General features: G+C 69.2%; 19 protein-coding genes. 6 read left to right on the top strand and 13 right to left on the bottom strand.

All coding sequences use genetic code 11. The features are described from left to right. Positions 1–9 precede the first annotated feature (9 nt). From G369_RS0110350 to G369_RS0110335, 4 genes are read right to left on the bottom strand one after another with little or no spacing between them, the layout of a single operon-like run. Positions 10–822, bottom strand: coding sequence for a uracil-DNA glycosylase family protein (locus G369_RS0110350; protein WP_019653933.1), 813 nt, complete (start codon positions 820–822; stop codon positions 10–12). After that, positions 819–1,361: a ribosomal protein S18-alanine N-acetyltransferase gene (gene rimI, locus G369_RS0110345; protein WP_019653932.1), complete on the bottom strand. Its 543-nt coding sequence runs from the start codon at positions 1,359–1,361 to the stop codon at positions 819–821. The genes G369_RS0110350 and rimI overlap by 4 nt, the downstream gene beginning before the upstream one ends. Positions 1,362–1,371: 10 nt before the next feature. Then, on the bottom strand, positions 1,372–2,088 hold the full coding sequence (tsaB, locus tag G369_RS0110340) for a tRNA (adenosine(37)-N6)-threonylcarbamoyltransferase complex dimerization subunit type 1 TsaB (protein WP_019653931.1): 717 nt from the start codon (positions 2,086–2,088) through the stop codon (positions 1,372–1,374). A gap of 8 nt (positions 2,089–2,096) precedes the next feature. Continuing rightward, the gene (locus G369_RS0110335) at positions 2,097–2,918 is read right to left on the bottom strand and encodes a DeoR/GlpR family DNA-binding transcription regulator (RefSeq protein WP_019653930.1); all 822 of its coding nucleotides are present in this window, start codon (positions 2,916–2,918) and stop codon (positions 2,097–2,099) included. 79 nt (positions 2,919–2,997) lie between these two features. Between G369_RS0110335 and G369_RS0110330 the strand changes: the two genes are divergently transcribed. The 3 genes from G369_RS0110330 to G369_RS0110320 all read left to right on the top strand — a co-directional run bounded on the left by G369_RS0110330 (position 2,998) and on the right by G369_RS0110320 (position 6,779). Continuing rightward, positions 2,998–3,585, top strand: coding sequence for an NUDIX hydrolase (locus tag G369_RS0110330; protein WP_020723024.1), 588 nt, complete (start codon positions 2,998–3,000; stop codon positions 3,583–3,585). A 7-nt stretch (positions 3,586–3,592) separates the two neighbouring features. Further along, a complete protein-coding gene (gene dacB, locus G369_RS0110325; protein ID WP_019653928.1) occupies positions 3,593–5,014 on the top strand; it encodes a D-alanyl-D-alanine carboxypeptidase/D-alanyl-D-alanine endopeptidase in 1,422 nt (473 codons plus the stop codon). A 160-nt stretch (positions 5,015–5,174) separates the two neighbouring features. Next, positions 5,175–6,779 (top strand): alpha/beta hydrolase family protein, encoded by a 1,605-nt coding sequence (locus G369_RS0110320; RefSeq protein WP_020723023.1) that lies wholly within the window; start codon positions 5,175–5,177, stop codon positions 6,777–6,779. Positions 6,780–6,878: 99 nt separating this feature from the next. On the opposite strand, the gene G369_RS0110315 is transcribed toward G369_RS0110320, so the two are convergent. The 3 genes from G369_RS0110315 to purE are packed head-to-tail and all read right to left on the bottom strand — an operon-like array spanning position 6,879 to position 9,633. Then, positions 6,879–7,880 carry an L-threonylcarbamoyladenylate synthase gene (locus tag G369_RS0110315; protein ID WP_019653926.1) on the bottom strand — a complete coding sequence of 334 codons (1,002 nt, stop codon included), beginning with the start codon at positions 7,878–7,880 and terminating at the stop codon, positions 6,879–6,881. Further along, positions 7,877–9,085 carry a 5-(carboxyamino)imidazole ribonucleotide synthase gene (locus tag G369_RS0110310; RefSeq protein WP_019653925.1) on the bottom strand — a complete coding sequence of 403 codons (1,209 nt, stop codon included), beginning with the start codon at positions 9,083–9,085 and terminating at the stop codon, positions 7,877–7,879. The genes G369_RS0110315 and G369_RS0110310 overlap by 4 nt, the downstream gene beginning before the upstream one ends. Further along, positions 9,082–9,633 (bottom strand): 5-(carboxyamino)imidazole ribonucleotide mutase, encoded by a 552-nt coding sequence (purE, locus tag G369_RS0110305; RefSeq protein ID WP_019653924.1) that lies wholly within the window; start codon positions 9,631–9,633, stop codon positions 9,082–9,084. The genes G369_RS0110310 and purE overlap by 4 nt, the downstream gene beginning before the upstream one ends. Before the next feature lie 36 nt (positions 9,634–9,669). On the opposite strand from purE, the gene G369_RS0110300 reads away from it, so the two are divergent. Further along, entirely contained in the window at positions 9,670–10,590 is a 921-nt protein-coding gene (locus tag G369_RS0110300; RefSeq protein ID WP_019653923.1) for a tetratricopeptide repeat protein, read from the top strand. 146 nt (positions 10,591–10,736) lie between these two features. Then, complete coding sequence (locus tag G369_RS0110295) at positions 10,737–11,183, top strand: META domain-containing protein (RefSeq protein ID WP_019653922.1); 447 nt, start codon at positions 10,737–10,739, stop codon at positions 11,181–11,183. Between the two features lie 9 nt (positions 11,184–11,192). On the opposite strand, the gene G369_RS0110290 is transcribed toward G369_RS0110295, so the two are convergent. The 5 genes from G369_RS0110290 to G369_RS0110270 form a co-directional block, all read right to left on the bottom strand. Further along, positions 11,193–12,818, bottom strand: a complete 1,626-nt coding sequence (locus G369_RS0110290; protein WP_019653921.1) for a hypothetical protein — start codon at positions 12,816–12,818, stop codon at positions 11,193–11,195. A gap of 124 nt (positions 12,819–12,942) precedes the next feature. Further along, positions 12,943–13,848 carry a phosphoribosylaminoimidazolesuccinocarboxamide synthase gene (locus tag G369_RS0110285; protein WP_019653920.1) on the bottom strand — a complete coding sequence of 302 codons (906 nt, stop codon included), beginning with the start codon at positions 13,846–13,848 and terminating at the stop codon, positions 12,943–12,945. Between the two features lie 94 nt (positions 13,849–13,942). Further along, positions 13,943–15,007 (bottom strand): class II fructose-bisphosphate aldolase, encoded by a 1,065-nt coding sequence (fba, locus tag G369_RS0110280; RefSeq protein WP_019653919.1) that lies wholly within the window; start codon positions 15,005–15,007, stop codon positions 13,943–13,945. A gap of 74 nt (positions 15,008–15,081) precedes the next feature. After that, entirely contained in the window at positions 15,082–16,002 is a 921-nt protein-coding gene (locus G369_RS0110275) for an alpha/beta hydrolase (protein WP_019653918.1), read from the bottom strand. Between the two features lie 44 nt (positions 16,003–16,046). Beyond that, positions 16,047–16,532, bottom strand: coding sequence for an Lrp/AsnC family transcriptional regulator (locus tag G369_RS0110270; protein WP_019653917.1), 486 nt, complete (start codon positions 16,530–16,532; stop codon positions 16,047–16,049). A 156-nt stretch (positions 16,533–16,688) separates the two neighbouring features. On the opposite strand from G369_RS0110270, the gene G369_RS0110265 reads away from it, so the two are divergent. Beyond that, positions 16,689–17,705, top strand: a complete 1,017-nt coding sequence (locus G369_RS0110265; protein ID WP_019653916.1) for a 1-aminocyclopropane-1-carboxylate deaminase — start codon at positions 16,689–16,691, stop codon at positions 17,703–17,705. A 102-nt stretch (positions 17,706–17,807) separates the two neighbouring features. On the opposite strand, the gene pyk is transcribed toward G369_RS0110265, so the two are convergent. Next, positions 17,808–19,256, bottom strand: coding sequence for a pyruvate kinase (gene pyk, locus G369_RS0110260; protein ID WP_019653915.1), 1,449 nt, complete (start codon positions 19,254–19,256; stop codon positions 17,808–17,810). Positions 19,257–19,332: the final 76 nt, after the last annotated feature.

Here is a 19,332-nt window from a genome sequence, read left to right as displayed (position 1 = left end):
CCGCGCCCCTCAGTTCGGGGTGGGGGAATGCTGCTCGGCGGCAAGGCAGAGGTCGGCCCAGGCACGGGCCTTGTCGGCCGGATTGCGCAGCAGGTACGCCGGGTGGTAGGTGGCGACGACCGAGGCGCCCTCCACGCCCTCCACGCCGTCCAGCGGCACCGTGCGCCCGCGCAGCTTGCCCAGCGGGTCGCCGCTGCGCATCAGGCTCTGGGCCGCCAGCGGCCCCATGGCCAGCACGACGCGCGGGGCGACGGCCGCCGCGTGCTCGCCGAAGGCCTCGTCCATGGCGCGCGGGCTGCCGGGCTGGCCCGAGGCCACGCCGCGGTGGGTGCGCATGAGGTGCACCGGCGTGCTGCCGTCGTGCAGCTTCAGGGCGCGCAGCATGTTGTCGAGCAGGCGGCCGGCGTCGCCCGCGAAGGGATCGCCGTGGCGGCCGTCGGCCTCGGGCGGCATGTCGGCGACGACCAGCCAGCCGCCCTGCACGGAGTCGGCGGCGCCGGCATCGGCATAGAGGCGGCAGGGCGCTTCGACCAGCACGGCCGCGCCCTGGGTGACCGGTGCGGAGGCACGGGGAGCCGGCGCGGGAGCCTGCACCGGCGCGGCGACGGGCCTCGCGGCAGGCGGCGGCGGTGCGGCCACGGGCATCTCGGCTTCGGGGAGCTCGTCGACGACGGGCACTTCTTCCTCGACGGGCGTCGGAGCCTCGGGCGCGGCAGCTGCTTCGACCGCCTCGGGCACGGGCCACCAGACCTTCACGCCCATCTCGTCGAGCATGGCGCGCTGGCGGGCGTCCAGCCTCAGCGTCTGCACCGCGGCGCTCATCGCAGGCCTCCCCAGGCAGTGGGGCTCTCGTTCAGCCGCAGGCTCATGACGACCGCGTCCTCGCGCTTGCCGCCATGCGCCGGGTAGTAGCCCTTGCGCACGCCGACGCTGCGGAAGCCCTGGCGCAGGTAGATGTCGAGCGCGCGCTGGTTGCTCTGTCGCACTTCGAGCCAGAGCCACTGCGCGCCCTCGGCGCGCGACCAGCCGCCCAGCGCCTCGAGCATGAGCGGCGCCCAGCCCTGGCGCTGGAAGGCCGGCGCCACGGTGATGTTCAGCAGGTGCACCTCGTCGACGCCCTTCATGGCGACGAAGTAGCCGATCAGCGTCTCGCCCAGCTGCGTGACCGGCGAGTTCACGCCCGGCGCCACGCCGGGGGCCAGCAGGCACTGGCAGTGGTAGCCCACGGCCATGGAATCGGTGAAGTTGGCGCGCGTCCAGGGATGGCTGTAGGCCGTCTGCTCGACCGCGCAGACGGCGTCGATCCGCTCGACGGTGAGCGGTTCGAGGCGGGCTTCGACGGGCTGGAGGACGGCGCTCATGCGTGGGTGACTAGCGTGCTGCGGCGGCAGCCTTGATGGCGGCGCGCTCTTCGGTGGTTTGCGCCACTTTATCGCGAACGTACAGCGGCCAGGCCTGCGCGGCCGGCACGGTGCGCCCGGCGGCGAGCAGCGCGGGCGCCAGCCGCAGCATGGCGGCGGCCATCGGCAGCGCCTCGTGGCGGGCCGCGGCAGGGGCCAAGCGTTCGCCGTAGGCGGCGAAGGCATTGCCGGCGAGCGCCCAGCCGGCGGGCACTTCGAGTTCCTCGGGGGCCAGCAGCAGCGGCTCCTCGCCGCCTTCGGGCTGGCCGAACGGGCCGTGCGCCGCGAAGTCGTAGCGCGCGGCATAGACCTGCTCCATGCGCGCGTCCAGCGCCGCCACCACCTGCTGAGCACCGAAGGCGTGACGCGCCTCCTCGGCCACCGCGAGCAGGGTGTCGACCGGCAGCAGCGGCACCTTGGCGCCATAGGCCAGGCCCTGCGCCACCGAGCAGGCGGTGCGAAGTCCGGTGAAGGAGCCCGGGCCGCGGCCGAAGGCGATGGCGTCGAGTTCGGCCAGCGCAAGGCCGGCTTCGCCCAGCAGCTGCCGGATCACGGGAAGAAGGGTGCTGGAGGCCTGCGCGCCGCCGGCGCCGTCGTGCGCCAGCAGCCTGTCGGCATGCAGCACGGCCACGGAGAGGTGTTCGGTGCTGGTGTCGAAGGCGAGCAGCTTGGGCGAGACGGGAGACATCCCTGCGATTATCGAGCGCCGGGCAATTCCGAAGCCCCGCCTGCGGTATCGGCAGGTTTGCCGCCATCGGCATCGTCGCTGCGCAGGATCGCCAGCCCCGCCCGGCGCAGCGGCACCAGCGCCGCGGCCGGCGCCTGCGGCGAAACCAGCAGCGTGCCGGCCGACGCCACCGGATTGACCACCCAGGCCGACGCCGCGCCGATCTTCTCCGACGAGGCCATCACCACCGTCTCGGCCGCCGAGGCCATCAGCGCACGCTTGATCTCGGCCTCTTCCAGGTCGCCGGTGGTCAGCCCGGCCTCGGCGTGCACGCCGGTGACGCCCATGAAGAAGGTGTCGGCATGGATGCGCGAGATGGCCGCCATCGCCGCCGAGCCCACCGCCACCATCGAATGCCGGAAGAGCCGCCCGCCGATCAGTACCACCTCGATGCCCGCATGCGAGGCCAGTTCCACCGCCACCGACGGGCTGTGCGTGACCACCGTGGCCTGCAGGTTCGCCGGCAGGTGGCGCGCAAGCTGTACGGCGGTGGTGCCGCCGTCGATGAACACCACCTGCCCCGGCTTCACCAGGCGCGCGGCGGCGCGGCCGATGGCGATCTTCTCGTCGGGCGCGAGCTGCTGGCGGCCGGCGAAGTCGGCCTCGGCCGCCGCCAGCGGCAGCGCGCCGCCGTGCACGCGCTGCAGCAGGCCCTCGGCCGCCAGCTCGCGCAGGTCGCGGCGGATGGTGTCTTCCGACAGGCCGAGTTCTTCGCTGAGCGACTTGGCGACGACGTTGCCGTCGCGCCGCAGGACCGAGAGGATGTGTTGCTTGCGCTGGCTGGTGAGCATGCGGCGATGGTATCGGCTTGCGCCGCCTTTTGCACGATTTTTCTTGTTATTGCACGAATTCGCACGCATACTGGCCGCCATGACCATCCAAGACCGCGTCCGGGTGCACGAAGTCACCCTGCTTTCCGACAACTGGTACACGCTGCGCACCACCGCCTTCGACTGGCGCCGCAACGACGGCCAGTGGCAGCGCATGCACCGCGAGACCTACGACCGCGGCAACGGCGCCACCCTGCTGCCCTACGACCTCCAGCGGCGCACCGTGCTGCTCACGCGCCAGTTCCGCTATCCGGCCTTCGTCAACGGGCACGACGACCTGCTGATCGAGGCCGCCGCCGGCCTGCTGGACGACGCGGCGCCCGAGGAGCGCATCCGCGCCGAGGTCGAGGAAGAGCTCGGCTATCGGCTGGGCGAAGTGCGCAAGGTCTTCGAGTGCTTCATGAGCCCGGGCTCGGTTACCGAGAAGCTGCATTTCTTCGTCGCACCCTACGAGTCGTCGATGCGCGTCGGCGAAGGCGGCGGGCTGGCCGAGGAAGGCGAGGACATCGAGGTGCTCGAGCTCGGCATCGACGAGGCGCTGGCCATGGTGGCCGACGGCCGCATCGCGGACGCCAAGACGGTGATGCTGCTGTATCACGCCAGGCTGCACGTCTTCTCGCCGGGATAATGGGCGGATGCCCTTCGCCTTTCGTCGCGCGGCCTGCGCCCTGATCTTCACCACGCTGGCCCCGGCCGGCGCATTCGCCCAGCAAGCCCTCCCCACCCAGGTCGAAGCCGCCCTCGCCCGCGCCAAGGTGCCGCGCGAGTCGGTGACCATGCTGGTCGCCGAGGCCGACGGCACGCGCCAGCCGCGCCTGGCCTGGCGCACGCAGGCGCAGGTGAACCCGGCGTCGATCATGAAGCTGGTGACGACCTACGCCGCGCTCGACATGCTCGGCGCGGCCTACAGCTGGACCACGCCGGTCTACGTCGACGGCACGGTGAACAACGGCGTGCTCAACGGCAACCTTTACATCAAGGGCCAGGGCGATCCGAAGCTGGTGCTGGAGCGCATGTGGCTGCTGCTGCGCCACGTGCAGGGCCTGGGCATCACCACGGTGAGCGGCGACATCATCCTCGACCGCAGCGCCTTCGAGACCACGGTGGAGGGCGACCCCGCCGCCTTCGACGGCGAGCCGCTGCGCCCCTACAACGCCTCGCCCGACGCGCTGCTGGTGAACTTCAAGTCGGTCAACATGACTTTCGCGCCCGACCGCGCGGGCCAGATCGCACGCGTGAGCTATGAGCCCCCGCTGGCCAGCGTGGCGATGCCGCAGACCGTGGCGCTGGTGCCCGGCGAATGCGGCGACTGGCGCGGCACGCTGCGCGCCGACTTCTCCGACGTGAACCGCATCCGCTTCAACGGCGGCTTTCCCGGCGGCTGCGGCGAGAAGAGCTGGGCCGTGGCCTACGGCGACCCGCGCACCTACGCCATGCGCGCCATCGGCGGCATGTGGGCCGAGATGGGCGGGCGCGTCGGCGGGCAGATGCGCGAGGGGCGCGTGCCTGCGGGGCTGAAGCCGGCCTTCGAGTTCGAGTCGCCGCCGCTGGCCGAGGTGATCCGCGACATCAACAAGTACAGCAACAACGTGATGGCGCAGCAGCTGTTCCTCACCATCGGGCTGGCGCAGAAGAACCGCGGCACCTTCGAGGCCTCGCGGGCGGCGCTGGGCCAGTGGTGGCGCGACCGCATCGGCACGGGCGAAGCCCAGCCGGTGTTCGAGAACGGCTCGGGCCTGTCGCGCGACGAGCGCATCTGCGCCGCCGCGCTCGGCAAGATGCTGCAGGTGGCATGGCGCTCGCCGGTGATGCCGGAGCTGATGTCCTCGCTGCCCGCCATGGGCGTGGACGGCACGCTGAAGAAGCGCACGATGCGCTCCGGCGGCTCGGCGCACCTGAAGACCGGCACGCTGCGCGACGCCTCGGGCGTGGCCGGCTACGTGGATGGCGCGAGCGGGCGCCGCTACGTGCTCGTGGCCATCGCCAACGGCGAGAATGCCGGCGCCGCGCGCGCGGCCTTCGACGCGCTGGTCGACTGGGCCTCGCAGGACAACTGAGGGCAGGGCGCGCGGGCCCATGGCGGCCCGCCCATGGCGCCGAGTACTGAAATCTTCTGAGGGCAAACGCCCGCTTGCGCGCGGACATGCCGCTGCACAGAATCGGACGGTCGTTCGATTCCATACAAGCCAAGCGCCCCGCCGGCGCAGGAGACATGCCTTGAACCAGCCGCACCGCCTGCCCTCCAGCCCCATGTGCAAGACCGCCGCCTTCACGGCCGTGACAAGCGCCGCGACATTGCTGCTGCTCGCAGCCTGCGGCGGCGGCGGCGGGGGTGGAGGAGGCATCGGCATCGGGGTGGGAGTTCCGCCGCCAGCCGTGGACAACGGCCGCGGCTCGGTGGTCAACGACCCGCCCGAGAAGACTGCCGCGCTGACAGCCTCCCAGTTCACCGCCAGCCTGCAGGCCAGCGACCAGGGCAAGGCGCTGCTTCAGGTGGCGGGCACGCCCAAGTGCGGCGTGGACCTGCGCTACCTCGAGTACCGCACCATCGGCGCGAAGAACGAGGCCACCAACGCCACCGCCGCCATCATGGTGCCCACCGGTTCCGACGTGGCCTGCAGCGGCCAGCGCCCGGTGGTGCTCTATGCCCACGGCACCACCGCCGCCAAGGCCTACAACCTCGCGAAATGGACCGACAGCAGCCAGGCCGCCGCCGGCGAGGGCCTGATGGTCGCCGCCATGTTCGCGGCGCAGGGCTACATCGTGGTGGCGCCCAACTACGCGGGCTACGACAAGTCGACGCTGCCCTACCACCCGTACCTCGACGGCGACCAGCAGGGCAAGGACATGGTCGACGCGCTCACCGCGGCGCGCAAGACCTTCTCCGGCATCGGCGCGAACGACGCCGGCTCGCTCTTCATCACCGGCTATTCGCAGGGCGGCTACGTGGCGATGGCGGCGCACCGCGAGATGCAGGCCACGGGCAAACCGGTGACGGCCTCGGCGCCGCTGTCGGCGCCCTCTGCCATCAGCCTGCTGACCGACTACACCTACCTGGGCTGGCCGGCGCTGGGCGCCACGCTGTTCGTGCCGCTGCTGTCGACCAGCTGGCAGCAGCAGTTCGGCAACGTCTACGGCTCGACCAGCGACGTGTACGAGGCCCAGTACGCCAGCGGCATCGACACGCTGCTGCCGAGCGCATCGCCCGGCACGCTGTTCTCCAGCGGCAAGCTGCCTCAGCTCGCGCTGTTCCCGGCGGACGCCAAGCCGGGTCCGGTGAGCCCGGAGCTTTCGATCTTCTACGGGCCCAACAACCTCATCAAGCAGAGCTTCCTGACGCAGGCTGCCGGCGACATCCAGGGCAACCCCTGCCCCGGCAACGCGCTGCCGCCCACGGCCGCGTCGCTGAGCACCACATCGCCGCTGGACTGCAAGCCCTCCACGGGCTTCCGCAAGGCCGCCGTCGCCAACGACCTGCGCAACTGGGTGCCGACCCGGCCGATGCTGATGTGCGGCGGCGCCAACGACCCCACGGTGAACTTCGCGAGCACCCGCGCCACCTCGGGCTACTTCCGCGCCAAGGGCATGCCGTCCAGCCTGCTCTCCGTGGTCGACCTGGAGGATTCGGCTGCCATCGACGCCTACTCCACCGCCCGCGCCGGCTTCGCGCAGGCCAAGGCCCTGCTCGCGCAGAACACTTCGGGCAGCGCATCGGACAAGGCCCAGGCCGTCACGCTGGCGTACCACGGCACGCTGGCGCCGCCCTTCTGCCTGGCCTCCGCGCGAGGCTTCTTCCAGGGTGTCCTCGCAGCCGGAGGATAGGGCTCGCCCCCAGGCTGCGCGCACTTCGTGCGCTTCGCCAACCCCCTACCGGGGGCAACACCAGTGGCCCGGCAAAGCCGGTTCCACGGTGTTCCTGGATCAAGCGGCCGATGCGCGCTGCAAGCGGTCTTTCACGCCTTCCCACTCGTGCGTATCGGGCGGCGTCTCCACCCAGATCAGCTTCACGCCCTGTGCGTCGAACTCGCGCAGCACGGCGAACAGCAGCTGCGCGCTGGCCGCCGCGTCGTCGGGCATGCGCCGCAGCAGCACGCGCTGCGAGCGGCTGCGCACCGTGGTGCGCGACCATACGGCGATGTGGGCGGCGTTCGCGCCGAGCACGTCGAGGCCGGTCTGGATCGACTTGGCGTCCATCAGCCGCACCTTGGCGTTGGGCGCGTAGTGCGCCTCCAGCGTGCCCGAGGCGCGCGGGTCGGGCGTTTCGAGCACTTCGCGGTCGGCGAGCTTCTCGCCACAGGCGGCCTCGATCTGCGCACGGGTGATGAGGCCGGGGCGCAGCAGCACGGGCGCGCCGCGGCTGCAGTCGACGATGGTCGACTCGATGCCCACATCGCAGGGGCCGCCGTCGATCACCAGCAGCTCGTCGCCGAACTCGTCGTGCACGTGCTGCGCGGTGGTCGGGCTGACGCGGCCGAAGCGGTTGGCGCTCGGCCCCGCGAGGCCGGGCACGCCCTGCTCGGCGCAGGCTTCGAGCAGCGCCTGCGCCACGGGGTGCGAGGGGCAGCGCAGGCCGATGGTGTCCTGCCCGCCGGCCGCCGCCGCGCCCACGCCGGGCTGGCGCGTGACGATCAGCGTGAGCGGGCCGGGCCAGAAGGCCTGCACCAGCTTCTGCGCGAAGTCCGGCAGCGGCTGGGCGAAGCGCGAGAGCGATTCGGTGCCCTTGGTGCCGGCCGCCACGTGGACGATCAGCGGATGGTCCGACGGCCGCCCCTTGGCCTCGAAGATGCCGGCCACCGCGGTGTCGCTGCTGGCGTCGGCGCCCAGGCCGTACACCGTCTCGGTCGGGAAGGCCACCAGCCCGCCCGCGCGCAGCACGCGCGCCGCCTCGGCGATGGCTTCGGGGGTGCGGCCGTCGAGGATCATGCGAGGTCGGCGGTGCTCACCGCCGGCAGGCCCAGCAGCAGCGCGGCCTGCGAGGCCGTGGCGCGAACCGCCTCGAGCGTGGCGCCGGTCAGCGTGAGGTGGCCCATCTTGCGGCCGCGGCGGGGTTCGATCTTTCCGTAGAGGTGCAGGTGGGCGCCGGGCAGCGCGAGCACTTCGCTCCAGCGCGGCGAGACCGCCTTGTCGGACTTGCCGTCGGCACCGGCGGGAAACCACAGGTCGCCCAGCAGGTTGAGCATGATCGCCGGGCTGTGCTGGCGCGGCGCCGCCAGCGGCAGGCCGGCGAGCGTGCGCACCTGCAGCTCGAACTGCGACACGTCGCAGGCTTCCATGGTGTAGTGGCCGCTGTTGTGCGGGCGCGGCGCCATCTCGTTGACGACCAGCGAGCCGTCGGCCAGCGCAAAGAACTCGACGCACAGCACGCCCACGTAGTTGAGGCCGTTGGCGATGCTCTTGGCCGAGTTGATGGCGCCCTGCGCCACCGTCTTGGGCATGTTCTGCGGGTGCACCTCGGTCACGGCCAGGATGCCGTCTCGGTGCAGGTTGCGCTGCGGCGGGAAGTGCACGATCTGGCCGTCGCGGCCGCGCGCGAGGATGACCGAGCACTCGAATTCGAGCGGCAGCATCTTCTCGAGCACGCAGGGCACGCAGCCCGCGGCCTGCCAGGCCTCGACCAGCTCGTCGCGCGTCTTCACGCGCTGCTGGCCCTTGCCGTCGTAGCCCAGGCGCGCGGTCTTGAGGATGCCGGGCAGCAGGTTGTCGTCGATGGCGGCGAGCTGCGCGGCCGTTTCGATGACGGCGTAGGGCGCGCAGGGCACGCCGCAGCGGGTGAAGTGCGCCTTCTCGGCGATGCGGTCCTGCGCGATGGCGATGGCCGGCGCGGCGGGCGACACCGGGCGCGCCACCGCGAGATGCTCCAGCGAGGGCGCGGGCACGTTCTCGAACTCGGTGGTCACCGCGTCGGCCAGGCCGGCCAGACGGGCGAGGCCGTCGACGTCGTCGTAGTCGGTATGGATGTGGTGATGGCTCACGCGGCCGGCGGGGCTGTCGGTGTCGGGGTCGAGCACCGCGGTGAAGTAGCCCATGCGCTGGGCGGCATGGACGAACATCCGCCCCAGCTGTCCGCCGCCGAGCACGCCGAGCGTGGCGCCCGGGAGGATCGGCAGGTCGCCGTTGCGGCCGCTCACAGGGCACCCCCGCCTTGCGGCGAGAAGGGAGATACGGGCGCTGCCTCGCCGGCGGGCGGCGGGGGCAGGGTCATGGCCTCGGCGGCCGCCGTCTGCGCGGCGCGGAAGGCGTCGAGCTTCGCGCGCAGCGCCGGGTCGTTCACCGCCAGCATCGACACCGCGAACAGCGCCGCGTTGGCCGCGCCGGCATTGCCGATGGCGAAGGTGGCGACCGGCACGCCCTTGGGCATCTGCACGATGCTGTAGAGCGAATCGACGCCCTGCAGATGGCGGCTGGCCACCGGCACGCCGAGCACAGGCACCGTGGTTTTCGACGCCAGCATGCCCGGCAGGTGGGCCGCGCCGCCCGCGCCGGCGATGATCGCGGCAAGGCCGCGCCCGGCGGCGCTTTCGGCATATTCGAAGAGCGTATCGGGCATCCGGTGGGCCGAGACCACCCTGGCTTCGTGCCCGATTCCGAATTGCTGGAGAATCTCGACCGCGTTGCGCATCGTCTCCCAATCGGAGTTCGAGCCCATCACTACACCGACCTGAATGGTTTCGTTCATGGTTTCAATTTTACGTTTCACCCCCAGCTGGTTCCGATGATCGACATCACTCTCGAAAATTTCCAGGCCGAACTGATCGAAGCCTCGGTCGCCACACCGGTGCTGCTGGACATCTGGGCCGAATGGTGCGGCCCCTGCAAGCAGCTCGGCCCGGTGCTCGAAAAGCTCGAGGTCGAGTACGGCGGGCGGTTCACGCTGGCCAAGCTCGACGCCGACAAGGTGCCGCAGATCTCCTCGCAGCTGTCGGAGATGTTCGGCGTGCGCAGCATCCCCTTCTGCGTGATGTTCAAGGACGGCCAGCCGGTGGACGGCTTCGTCGGCGCCATCCCGGCGGAGAAGATCCGCGAGTTCCTCGACAAGCACGTGCCCGGCGCCGACGAGGCCGAGGCCGCCTCGCAGGAAGCCGCTGCCCAGGAGGCGCTGGCCGGTGGCGACACCGAAGGCGCGCTCGAGAAGCTGCAGCACGCGGTGGCCACCGACCCGGCCAACGACGACGCCCGCTTCGACTACGTGAAGCTGCTGCTGCAGGAAGGCCGCGTCGACGACGCCAAGGTCGCCTTTGCCCCGGTCATCGCCAAGACCTCGCTGGTGCGCCGCTTCGACGCTCTGCAGCGCTGGATGGATGCTATCGATTTCGCAGCGCCGCCGGCCGGCGCCGCCCCCTCGATCGCCGATTTCGACGCGAAGATCGCTGCCAACAAGCGCGACTTCGACGCCCGCTTCGGCCGCGCCCGCCTCCTCATGGCCGCCCAGCGCTGGACCGACGCCATGGACGAGCTGCTCGACATCCTGATGCGCGACAAGACCTGGAGCGAGGACCTCGCCCGCAAGACCTACATCGCCATCCTGGAGATCATCGAGCCGCCGAAGGTGAAGGTCGCCGACGGGCAGATCCCGCCGGACGATCCGGTGGTGGCCAGCTACCGCCGCCGGCTCAGCAGCATCGTGCTGAGCTGATTTCCCTCCAGACCTTCCAGGAAAGCGGCCCCCGGGCCGCTTTTTTCATGGCCGCAGGGCTGGCGAGCGGCATTGGCGGGCCAGGCGCCGTCGCATACGATCACGCCCGATTCAACTTGTTGCAGTTCGAAAAAGGAACACTGGCCATGCGCTCCTTCGCCCGCCGCACCGCGCTCCTCCCCGCCCTTGCCGCTACGGCGCTGCTGGCCACGCTGGCCGGTTGCGGCAGCGGCATCAGCCTCGACGAGCCGATCGAAGGCCCGGCCTGGCAGCTGGTGCAGCTGGGCGATGAACCGGTGCAGCCGGGCAGCGGCGCCCAGGTGCAATTCGACCGCAGCAGCGGACGCGTGAACGGCTCGGGCGGCTGCAACCGCATCTCCGGCACCTTCACACGCACCGGGGTCGCCCTGAAGATCGGCCAGCTCGCCTCCACCCGCATGGCCTGCACCGACCCGACACGCGGTGCCAACGAGGCGCAGTTCATTTCCGCCCTGCAGAGCACCACCAGCTACCGGCTGGCCGGACCGACCCGGCTGGCGCTGCTGGATGCGAGCGGGCGGACGGTGGCGCTGCTGAACAGCGGCGGGCGCTGAGGGCGCCGGCTACTTGGCGGCTGGCGTGTCGACCGTCAGCTGGATCTCCTCGGTAGCGAGCCCCTGGTCGGAGATGCTGACGTCCACCGTACCCTTTGCGTCGGCCTTCACCATGACGCGCACGGTGTACTGGTTGGGACCGGAGACCAGAATTTCCAGGGTTGCCGGCCCCTTGACCGACGCCAGAGGCGGCTTGGTGACACCGTTCACGGTGATGAGATACCGCTGACCGGGTTTGACCTTTGCGTCCTCGGCCGGTGAAACGCTCATGGCACTGCTGCCGCCGGCACAGCCCGGATTTCGGGCCGCTGCCTTGCGCGCATCGTTGAAAGTCAGAAGGCGATTGCTCAAGGGGCGCCTTGCAGCGTAAATCTCTGCTGTGCCGGCGGCGAGAGAAACAGCGATGGCATCGGCCTCCAGAGGCCCGCAGTCGCGGCGGCCTGCTGCCTTGCAAGCATCGATCACCTTTCTGTTCGCGGCGGTGGCGGCGACCGCTTCAGCAGCTTTGGCGCGCTTGAGTGCTGCCTGAGACTCCTTCAGATTCTTCTGGGCTTGCGCAGAGGCGTCCTCGGACTCCTTTTTCTGAATCGCGGCCAACTGCGCCAGCAACTGCGCCTTCTTCGCAGTGGCTGTGGACGTAGCCGCCGGCTCTTGCTCGAGCATCTCTTCGTCTTTGCCGGCAAAGCCCGCATCGCCATCCGGCTTCTTCCCGGCAGCGGTATCAACTGCTGGCCTGCCCGCGCCTTCGGAGTCTCCCTGGATGCTCTCGTTTGCAGTGTCAATCTTGACCGCCCGGAACTTGCCGATGATCCCCGTGGCTTGTGCGACCAACTCATCAGGGCTGGATATCGTCTTGTTGGCCGCGTTGATATGCGCCGCCACGCGGGCAAAGACCAGATCACCCTCCCGCATCAGGATGACTCCGCTGTTCCCAAGCTGGGAATACAGCTGCTCGCTGGATGCCAGGGTCTTGCGCGCGCGCCACAAGGCCGAGGCCGCCTCGCGACGCACATGCGCCTGCGGCAGTTCGCTGTCACGGGCATAGCGCAAGACAGCCTGAGCCCGGAGCAACTCCGCATCGAGCCTGTTGATGGCCTGCGTCAGGCGGTATTTCTCGGCCCACATCCTGTCGAAGCTCTCGACCTCCAGCCGCAATGGTTCGATGGTCAGCATCGCGCAGGTCAGTCCGAGAACGCCTTCGACGTAAGCCTTCTCCTGATTGGGATTGACGAACCAGTTGCTGGCCGAATAGGCCGTAAAGCCGACCGCGCCGGCCATGGCGAGCCGGGTCTTTTCGCGATCGCTGGTGACACCGGATTTCAGCCCCCCATACAGCGCCGCGGCCGTCACGCCCAGCAGGCCGAGCTGCGTCATGGTGCGAACGCGCGCCTGCGCCGACAGGGAATCGAACCATTCGCGGCGCTGGTCTTTCAGCGCGCCCAGCGCGCCTTGCAGGTTGCCGGCAAGGGGCCTGGCGTTGGCAAGAGTGACTTCCTCATACCCGAGCTGGTTGATCGGTACGTCGGCGCGCTTGCTGCGCTGGTACGGATCGATGCTGCTGCAGCCCGCAACGGCCAGAACGAGCGCCGCCGCCACGCAGCGCTGCCAACCATGAACGCCTTTGCTGGTTTCCATTTCCCGCCCCTCATGTTCTTGGCGCACATGATGGCGAGGCGGGGACGTTCGGACATCCCCTTTTCCCGTGGCGACAAGGCGCCCGGGATGGACTACCCGGCTGGGGGCAGCCCTTGCTTCAGCCTCAGCCCGTCAGCCGCTCCAGCGCCTCGCGGTACTTGGCCGCCGTCTTCTCGATGACCTCGGCGGGCAGGCGCGGCGCCGGGGGCGTCTTGTCCCAGGGCTTGCCGTTGATCTTCGTGCCCTCGAGCCAGTCGCGCACGAACTGCTTGTCGTAGCTCGGCGGATTGGCGCCGGACGCCAGCGCGGCCTGGTAGCCCTCGACCGGCCAGTAGCGCGAGCTGTCGGGGGTGAGCACCTCGTCCATCAGCACCAGGGTGCCGTTCTCGTCGAGGCCGAACTCGAACTTCGTGTCGGCGATGATCATTCCCTTGGCCAGGGTGATCTGCGCGGCGGTCTCGTAGATGGCGATGCTGGTGTCGCGGATCTGCTGGGCCAGCTTGGGGCCGACGATCTCGACCACGCGGTCGTAGCTGATGTTCTCGTCGTGCTCGCCCACGGCAGCCTTGGCGGCGGGCGTGAAGATGGGACGCGGCAGCTTGCTCGCGTTGGTCAGGCCCTCGGGCAGCGGCACGCCGCAGACCGCGCGCGATTCCTGGTACTCCTTCCAGCCGCTGCCGGCCAGGTAGCCGCGCACCACGGCCTCGACCGGGATCGGCTTCAGGCGCTTGACCAGCATCGAGCGGCCGGTGACCTGCGGCACCTCGGCCTCGGTGACCACGCTCTCGGGCGCCTCGCCGGTCAGGTGGTTGGGGCAGATCTGGCCGAGGCGGTCGAACCACCACAGGGCCATCTTCGTGAGGATCTCGCCCTTGCCCGGAATGGGCTCGCCCATGATCACGTCGAAGGCGCTGAGCCGGTCGCTCGCGACCATCAGGATGCGGTCTTCGCCGACGGCGTAGTTGTCGCGCACCTTGCCGCGCGCAAGCAGGGGCAGGCTCTGGATGGAGGAGGTGTGGACGGTGGTCATGGGGCTGGTGCGGTGAAACGGGATAGCGGAGTTCGGATTGTGCGCGCAGAAAAAAGCCACCGCGAACGGTGGCCGTCGGCTCAAGGGGATGTGATCAGATCACTTCTTGGGCCAGTTCGCCCTTGGCGTACTTGGCGGCGACCACCTGCAGGCTGTCGCCCTTGATCTTGGCGCCCTGGCCTTCGCAGCCGAACTCGATGTAGCGCTGCTTGCAGATCTGCTTGGCGGCTTCGCGCGCGGGCTTGAGCCATTCGCGGGCGTCGAACTTCTCGGGGTTCTCTGCCATGAACTTGCGCACCGCGCCGGTCATGGCCAAGCGGATGTCGGTGTCGATGTTGATCTTGCGCACGCCGTACTTGATGGCTTCCTGGATTTCCTCGACGGGCACGCCGTAGGTTTCCTTCATGTTGCCGCCGTACTTGCGGATGATCTCCAGCAGGTCCTGCGGCACCGACGACGAGCCGTGCATCACCAGGTGGGTGTTGGGCAGGCGGGCGTGGATTTCCTTCACGCGCTGGATCGACAGGATGTCGCCGGTGGGCTTGCGGGTGAACTTGTAGGCGCCGTGGCTGGTGCCGATGGCGATGGCCAGCGCGTCGAGCTGCGTGGCCTTGACGAACTGGGCGGCTTCCTCGGGGTCGGTCAGAAGCGCGGAATGGTCGAGCACGCCTTCGGCGCCGATGCCGTCTTCCTCGCCGGCCATGCCGGTCTCCAGCGAGCCCAGGCAGCCCAGCTCGCCCTCGACGGTCACGCCGACCTTGTGCGCCAGCTGCACGACCTTGCGGGTCACGTCGACGTTGTAGTCGAAGGAGGCGGGCGTCTTGCCGTCTTCATGCAGGGAGCCGTCCATCATGACGGAGGAGAAGCCGAGGTCGATGGCGCCCTGGCAGATGGCCGGGCTCTGGCCGTGGTCCTGGTGCATGACCAGCGGGATGTTCGGGTACTGCTCGATGGCGGCCTGGATCAGGTGCTTGATGAAGGCTTCGCCGGCGTATTTGCGGGCGCCTGCGCTGGCCTGCAGGATGACGGGGGCGCCGGTCTCCTTGGCGGCCTCCATGACGGCCTGGACCTGTTCGAGGTTGTTGACGTTGAAGGCCGGAATGCCGTAGCCATTGGCTGCGGCATGGTCGAGCAGTTCGCGCATCGAGACGAGTGCCATGGGAAATACCTCGCGGGAATTGGAAAAAAGGGAAAAAAGTAGAAGACGAAAAGGCGGGAAAGACTGCCGCAATTCTACCGAGCACCCTTGTGGGACAGGACCGACGCCAGTCCGAGGAAGTCCACGACGGGCGGCAGCACCGGCCCGCCCAGCCATCGCGCCGGCGTGGCGAAGGCACCCACCAGCGTCGCATGGCTCAGGTTGTCGAACAGCCTGACCTGGACCGGCACGCCCGCTTCCCGCAGCGCCGCGGCCATGCGCAGGGTGTTGCGGTCGGGGTAGACGAGGTTGTCCCTGGAGGCCGCCATGAGCAGGGTGCGCGGCGAGGCGGGGCCGGCGTGCGCCAGGGGCTGGGAGTCGCGCGGCGTGTCCGGCCAGTTGAACGCGGTCTTCACCTGCGGGTCGCCGATGGGCAGGAAGTCGTAGGGTCCCGCCAGGCCGATCCAGCCCGCGAGCTGCTTCGGGCTGGCGCCCACTTCGCCGAGCCAGCGCGCATCGAGCGCCACCATCGCGGCGTTGTAGGCACCGGAGCTGTGGCCCATCACGTACACCTGCTTCGGGTCGGCGCCCAGGCGCGCCGCGTTATCCAGGGCCCACTTGACGGCCAGTGCGCTGTCGCGCACGAAGGCGGGATAGGTGAAGGCCGGCGACAGCCCGTAGTCGGGCACGAGCACCACGGCGCCCTGAGCGGCCAGGGCCTCGCCCATGAACCTGTAGCTGGCGCGGTCGCCGGTCGTCCAGGTGCCGCCGTAGAAGAACACGACCAGCGGCCGCGCGCCCGGCGCCGGCGCGTTGGACGGCAGCGGCCGGTACTCGTCGAGCAGCTGGTGCGGCGCCGGCCCGTAGGCGATGCCGCCTTCGAACCGGTAGGTGTCGGTGGGCACCAGGCCGTTGAGCACCTTGACCGGCGAACAGGCCGAAAGCAATGCGGAGGCGAGGGTGAGGACGAAGGCGCCGCGGCGCCGGAGGAATGACGCGGGGGAGGGAAGAATCATCCGTGCTGTACGCAGACAGCTGGACGGCGGTTTCGCCGGTCGTGTCAGACAGGCAGCTGCGTGGTCGAAAGCACCTGCTTGAGCACGACGAAGGTGCGGATCTGGCGCACCCCCGGCAGGTACAGCAGCTGCTCGGCGTGCAGGCGGTTGAAGCTGTCGTTGTCGCGGGTGCGCACGAGCATGAAGTAGTCGAACTCGCCCGAGACCACGTGGCATTCGAGGCAGCCCGAGACCTTCTGGGCGGCCTTCTCGAAGTCGGAGAAGGAATCGGGCGTGGAGCGGTCGAGCACCACGCCGATCATCACGAGCATGCTGGCGTCGAGCGCGTCGGGGTCGAGCAGCGCGACGATGCCCTTGATGAGGCCCGCCGCCTTGAGCCGCTCCACGCGGCGCAGGCAGGCGGCCGGGCTCAGGTTGACCTTGGCGGCCAGCGCCACGTTCGACAGCGAGGCGTCGCGCTGCATGGTGCGCAGGATGGCGCGGTCGGTGCGGTCGAGCTCCGGGGAGTCACGCAATTTTGTTGTGCTCATCTTGTTTTCATCGGAATGAAAGCATTCACTTTCCCGATATTGCCTTTTTTTCTCTGACAAATCCAGCAAACTTCGCAAGCACGTTGTGCAGCATTGTTCCTACTATGGAGGCTTCGACACCCCTCCTTCTTTCCTCCATTTCCTGGAACTGCCGCCATGAACCTCGAGAAGTTTCCCCGCTACCCGCTGACCTTCGGCCCCACGCCCATCCAGCCGCTCAAGCGCCTGAGCGCCCACCTGGGCGGCAAGGTCGACCTCTATGCCAAGCGCGAGGACTGCAACAGCGGCCTGGCCTTCGGCGGCAACAAGACGCGCAAGCTCGAATACCTGATTCCCGAGGCGCTCGAAGGCGGCTACGACACGCTGGTGTCCATCGGCGGCATCCAGTCGAACCAGACGCGGCAGGTGGCCGCGGTGGCGGCGCACCTCGGAATGAAGTGCGTGCTGGTACAGGAGAACTGGGTCAACTACTCCGACGCGGTGTACGACCGGGTCGGCAACATCGAGATGTCACGCATCATGGGCGCCGACGTGCGCCTGGACGCAGCGGGCTTCGACATCGGCATCCGCAAGAGCTGGGAAGACGCCATGGAGAGCGTCCGCCAGGCCGGCGGCAAGCCGTTCCCGATTCCCGCGGGCTGCTCGGAGCATCCGCGCGGCGGCCTGGGCTTCGTCGGCTTCGCCGAGGAAGTGCGCCAGCAGGAGGCCGAACTGGGCTTCAAGTTCGACTACATCGTGGTCTGCTCGGTCACGGGCAGCACGCAGGCCGGCATGGTGGTGGGCTTCGCCGCCGACGGCCGCGCCGACCGCGTGATCGGCATCGACGCTTCGGCCAAGCCGCAGCAGACCTTCGACCAGATCCTGCGCATCGCGAAGAACACGGCCGAGCTGGTGGAGCTGGGCCGCGACATCACCGAGAAGGACATCGTGCTCGACCGCCGCTTCGGCGGCCCCGAGTACGGCCTGCCCAACGAGGGCACGCTCGAAGCCATCCGCCTGAGCGCGCGCTTCGAGGCCATGCTGACCGACCCCGTGTACGAGGGCAAGTCGATGCACGGGATGATCGAGAAGGTGCGCCTGGGCGAATTCCCGGCGGGTTCGAAAGTGCTGTACGCGCACCTGGGCGGCGTGCCCGCCCTGAACGCCTACAGCTTCCTTTTCAGGAACGGATAAGTTCCAGGAACACCGCGGAACCGGCTCTGCCGGGCCGCAGGTGTTGCCCCCTGCAAGGGGGTTGGCGCAGCGACACGAAGTGCGCGAAGCCTGGGGGTTTGCTCAACTCGCTCTGCAGATTTTCAGCATGTTGGTGCCGCCCGGGGCACCCATCGGCTCGCCGCAGGTGATGGCGTAGACGTCGCCGCTTTGCACGATGCCGCGCTTCTTCAGGTGGTTCTCGGCCTGCAGCAGGGCGGTGTCGCGATCGCTTTCCGAGTCCATGAGCAGCGGGCGCACGTTGCGGTAGAGCGCCATCTTGCGCTGCGTCGACAGCCGCGAGGTCAGCGCGTACATGGGGATGTGCGCGCGGTGGCGGCTCATCCACAGCGGGGTGGAGCCCGACTCGGTGAGCGCCACGATGGCCTTGGCGCCCAGGTGGTGGGCGGTGAAGAGCGCACCCATGGCGATCGACTGGTCGATGCGGCTGTAGCTCTGGCCGCTGAAGTCGGCGTCGAGCTGCTTGTCTTCGGCGGCCTCGGCGGCTTCGCAGATGCGGCTCATCTCCTGCACGGTCTCTAGCGGATAGCGGCCCGAGGCGGTCTCGGCGGAGAGCATGACGGCGTCGGTGCCGTCGAGCACGGCGTTGGCCACGTCGCTGACCTCGGCGCGGGTGGGCACGGGGTTGGTGATCATCGACTCCATCATCTGGGTCGCGGTGATTACCACCTTGTCCATCTCGCGGGCCATGCGGATCATCTTCTTCTGCAGAGCGGGCACCGCCGCGTTGCCCACCTCGACCGCGAGGTCGCCGCGCGCGACCATGATGCCGTCGCTTGCACGCAGGATCTCTTCGAGCTTCGGAATGGCCTCGGCGCGCTCGATCTTGGCGATCATGCCGGGCTTGTGGCCGTACTCGGCGGCAGCCACGTTGCACAGCTGGCGGGCCATTTCCATGTCGGTGGCGTTCTTGGGGAAGCTCACGGCCACGTAGTCGGCCTGGAAGCTCATCGCGGTCTTGATGTCCTCCATGTCCTTGGCCGTCAGCGCGGGCGCGGTGAGGCCGCCGCCCTGCTTGTTGATGCCCTTGTTGTTCGAGAGCTCGCCACCGAGCTTGACGGTCGTGTGCACCGCCTCGCCCTTGACGGCGTCGACGGTCAGCACGATGAGACCGTCGTTCAGCAGCAGCCTGTCGCCGGGCTTCACGTCGCGCGGCAGGTCCTTGTAGTCGAGGCCGACGGCATCGACGTCGCCCAGCTCGGTGCGCGAGGCATCGAGCACGAACTTGGCTCCCGGCTCGAGCCAGACCTTGCCCTGCGCGAACTTCCCCACGCGGATCTTCGGGCCCTGCAGGTCGGCCATGATGGCCACCTCGCGGCCGGCCTTGCGGGCGGCTTCGCGAACCATGGCGGCACGGTCGATGTGGTCCTGCGCCGTGCCGTGGCTGAAGTTCAGCCGCACCACGCTGACCTTGGCCTGGATCATCTTCTCCAGCAGGTCGGGCGAACTCGATGCCGGACCGAGGGTGGCGACGATCTTGGTGGCGTGGCGGGGAATGCGGTCCGTGCTCATGAGGGTAGTCTCCGTTTTGTATTCGCTACTGTATACAGTTTGTGTGTCGGACGGAAGTCACCCATGGGTTTTTCCT

The organism is Variovorax atrisoli 110B, assembly GCF_000382045.1.
Lineage (GTDB): Bacteria > Pseudomonadota > Gammaproteobacteria > Burkholderiales > Burkholderiaceae_C > Variovorax > Variovorax atrisoli.
The sequence above is the reverse complement of the archived record's forward strand: the minus strand, read 5'-3'. Positions and strand labels throughout refer to the sequence as shown.

What these genes read in the sequence shown, in the direction of transcription:
- tsaB (WP_019653931.1), bottom strand. Translation starts at nt 2,088, where the DNA reads ATGTCTCCCGTCTCGCCCAAGCTGCTCGCCTTCGACACCAGCACCGAA.
- G369_RS0110290 (WP_019653921.1), bottom strand. Translation starts at nt 12,818, where the DNA reads ATGGAAACCAGCAAAGGCGTTCATGGTTGGCAGCGCTGCGTGGCGGCG.
- G369_RS0110275 (WP_019653918.1), bottom strand. Translation starts at nt 16,002, where the DNA reads ATGATTCTTCCCTCCCCCGCGTCATTCCTCCGGCGCCGCGGCGCCTTC.
- G369_RS0110335 (WP_019653930.1), bottom strand. Translation starts at nt 2,918, where the DNA reads ATGCTCACCAGCCAGCGCAAGCAACACATCCTCTCGGTCCTGCGGCGC.
- purE (WP_019653924.1), bottom strand. Translation starts at nt 9,633, where the DNA reads ATGAACGAAACCATTCAGGTCGGTGTAGTGATGGGCTCGAACTCCGAT.
- pyk (WP_019653915.1), bottom strand. Translation starts at nt 19,256, where the DNA reads ATGAGCACGGACCGCATTCCCCGCCACGCCACCAAGATCGTCGCCACC.
- G369_RS0110270 (WP_019653917.1), bottom strand. Translation starts at nt 16,532, where the DNA reads ATGAGCACAACAAAATTGCGTGACTCCCCGGAGCTCGACCGCACCGAC.
- dacB (WP_019653928.1), top strand. Translation starts at nt 3,593, where the DNA reads ATGCCCTTCGCCTTTCGTCGCGCGGCCTGCGCCCTGATCTTCACCACG.
- G369_RS0110315 (WP_019653926.1), bottom strand. Translation starts at nt 7,880, where the DNA reads ATGATCCTCGACGGCCGCACCCCCGAAGCCATCGCCGAGGCGGCGCGC.
- fba (WP_019653919.1), bottom strand. Translation starts at nt 15,007, where the DNA reads ATGGCACTCGTCTCGATGCGCGAACTGCTCGACCATGCCGCAGCCAAT.
- G369_RS0110265 (WP_019653916.1), top strand. Translation starts at nt 16,689, where the DNA reads ATGAACCTCGAGAAGTTTCCCCGCTACCCGCTGACCTTCGGCCCCACG.
- G369_RS0110350 (WP_019653933.1), bottom strand. Translation starts at nt 822, where the DNA reads ATGAGCGCCGCGGTGCAGACGCTGAGGCTGGACGCCCGCCAGCGCGCC.
- G369_RS0110300 (WP_019653923.1), top strand. Translation starts at nt 9,670, where the DNA reads ATGATCGACATCACTCTCGAAAATTTCCAGGCCGAACTGATCGAAGCC.
- G369_RS0110295 (WP_019653922.1), top strand. Translation starts at nt 10,737, where the DNA reads ATGCGCTCCTTCGCCCGCCGCACCGCGCTCCTCCCCGCCCTTGCCGCT.
- G369_RS0110285 (WP_019653920.1), bottom strand. Translation starts at nt 13,848, where the DNA reads ATGACCACCGTCCACACCTCCTCCATCCAGAGCCTGCCCCTGCTTGCG.
- G369_RS0110330 (WP_020723024.1), top strand. Translation starts at nt 2,998, where the DNA reads ATGACCATCCAAGACCGCGTCCGGGTGCACGAAGTCACCCTGCTTTCC.
- rimI (WP_019653932.1), bottom strand. Translation starts at nt 1,361, where the DNA reads ATGAGCGCCGTCCTCCAGCCCGTCGAAGCCCGCCTCGAACCGCTCACC.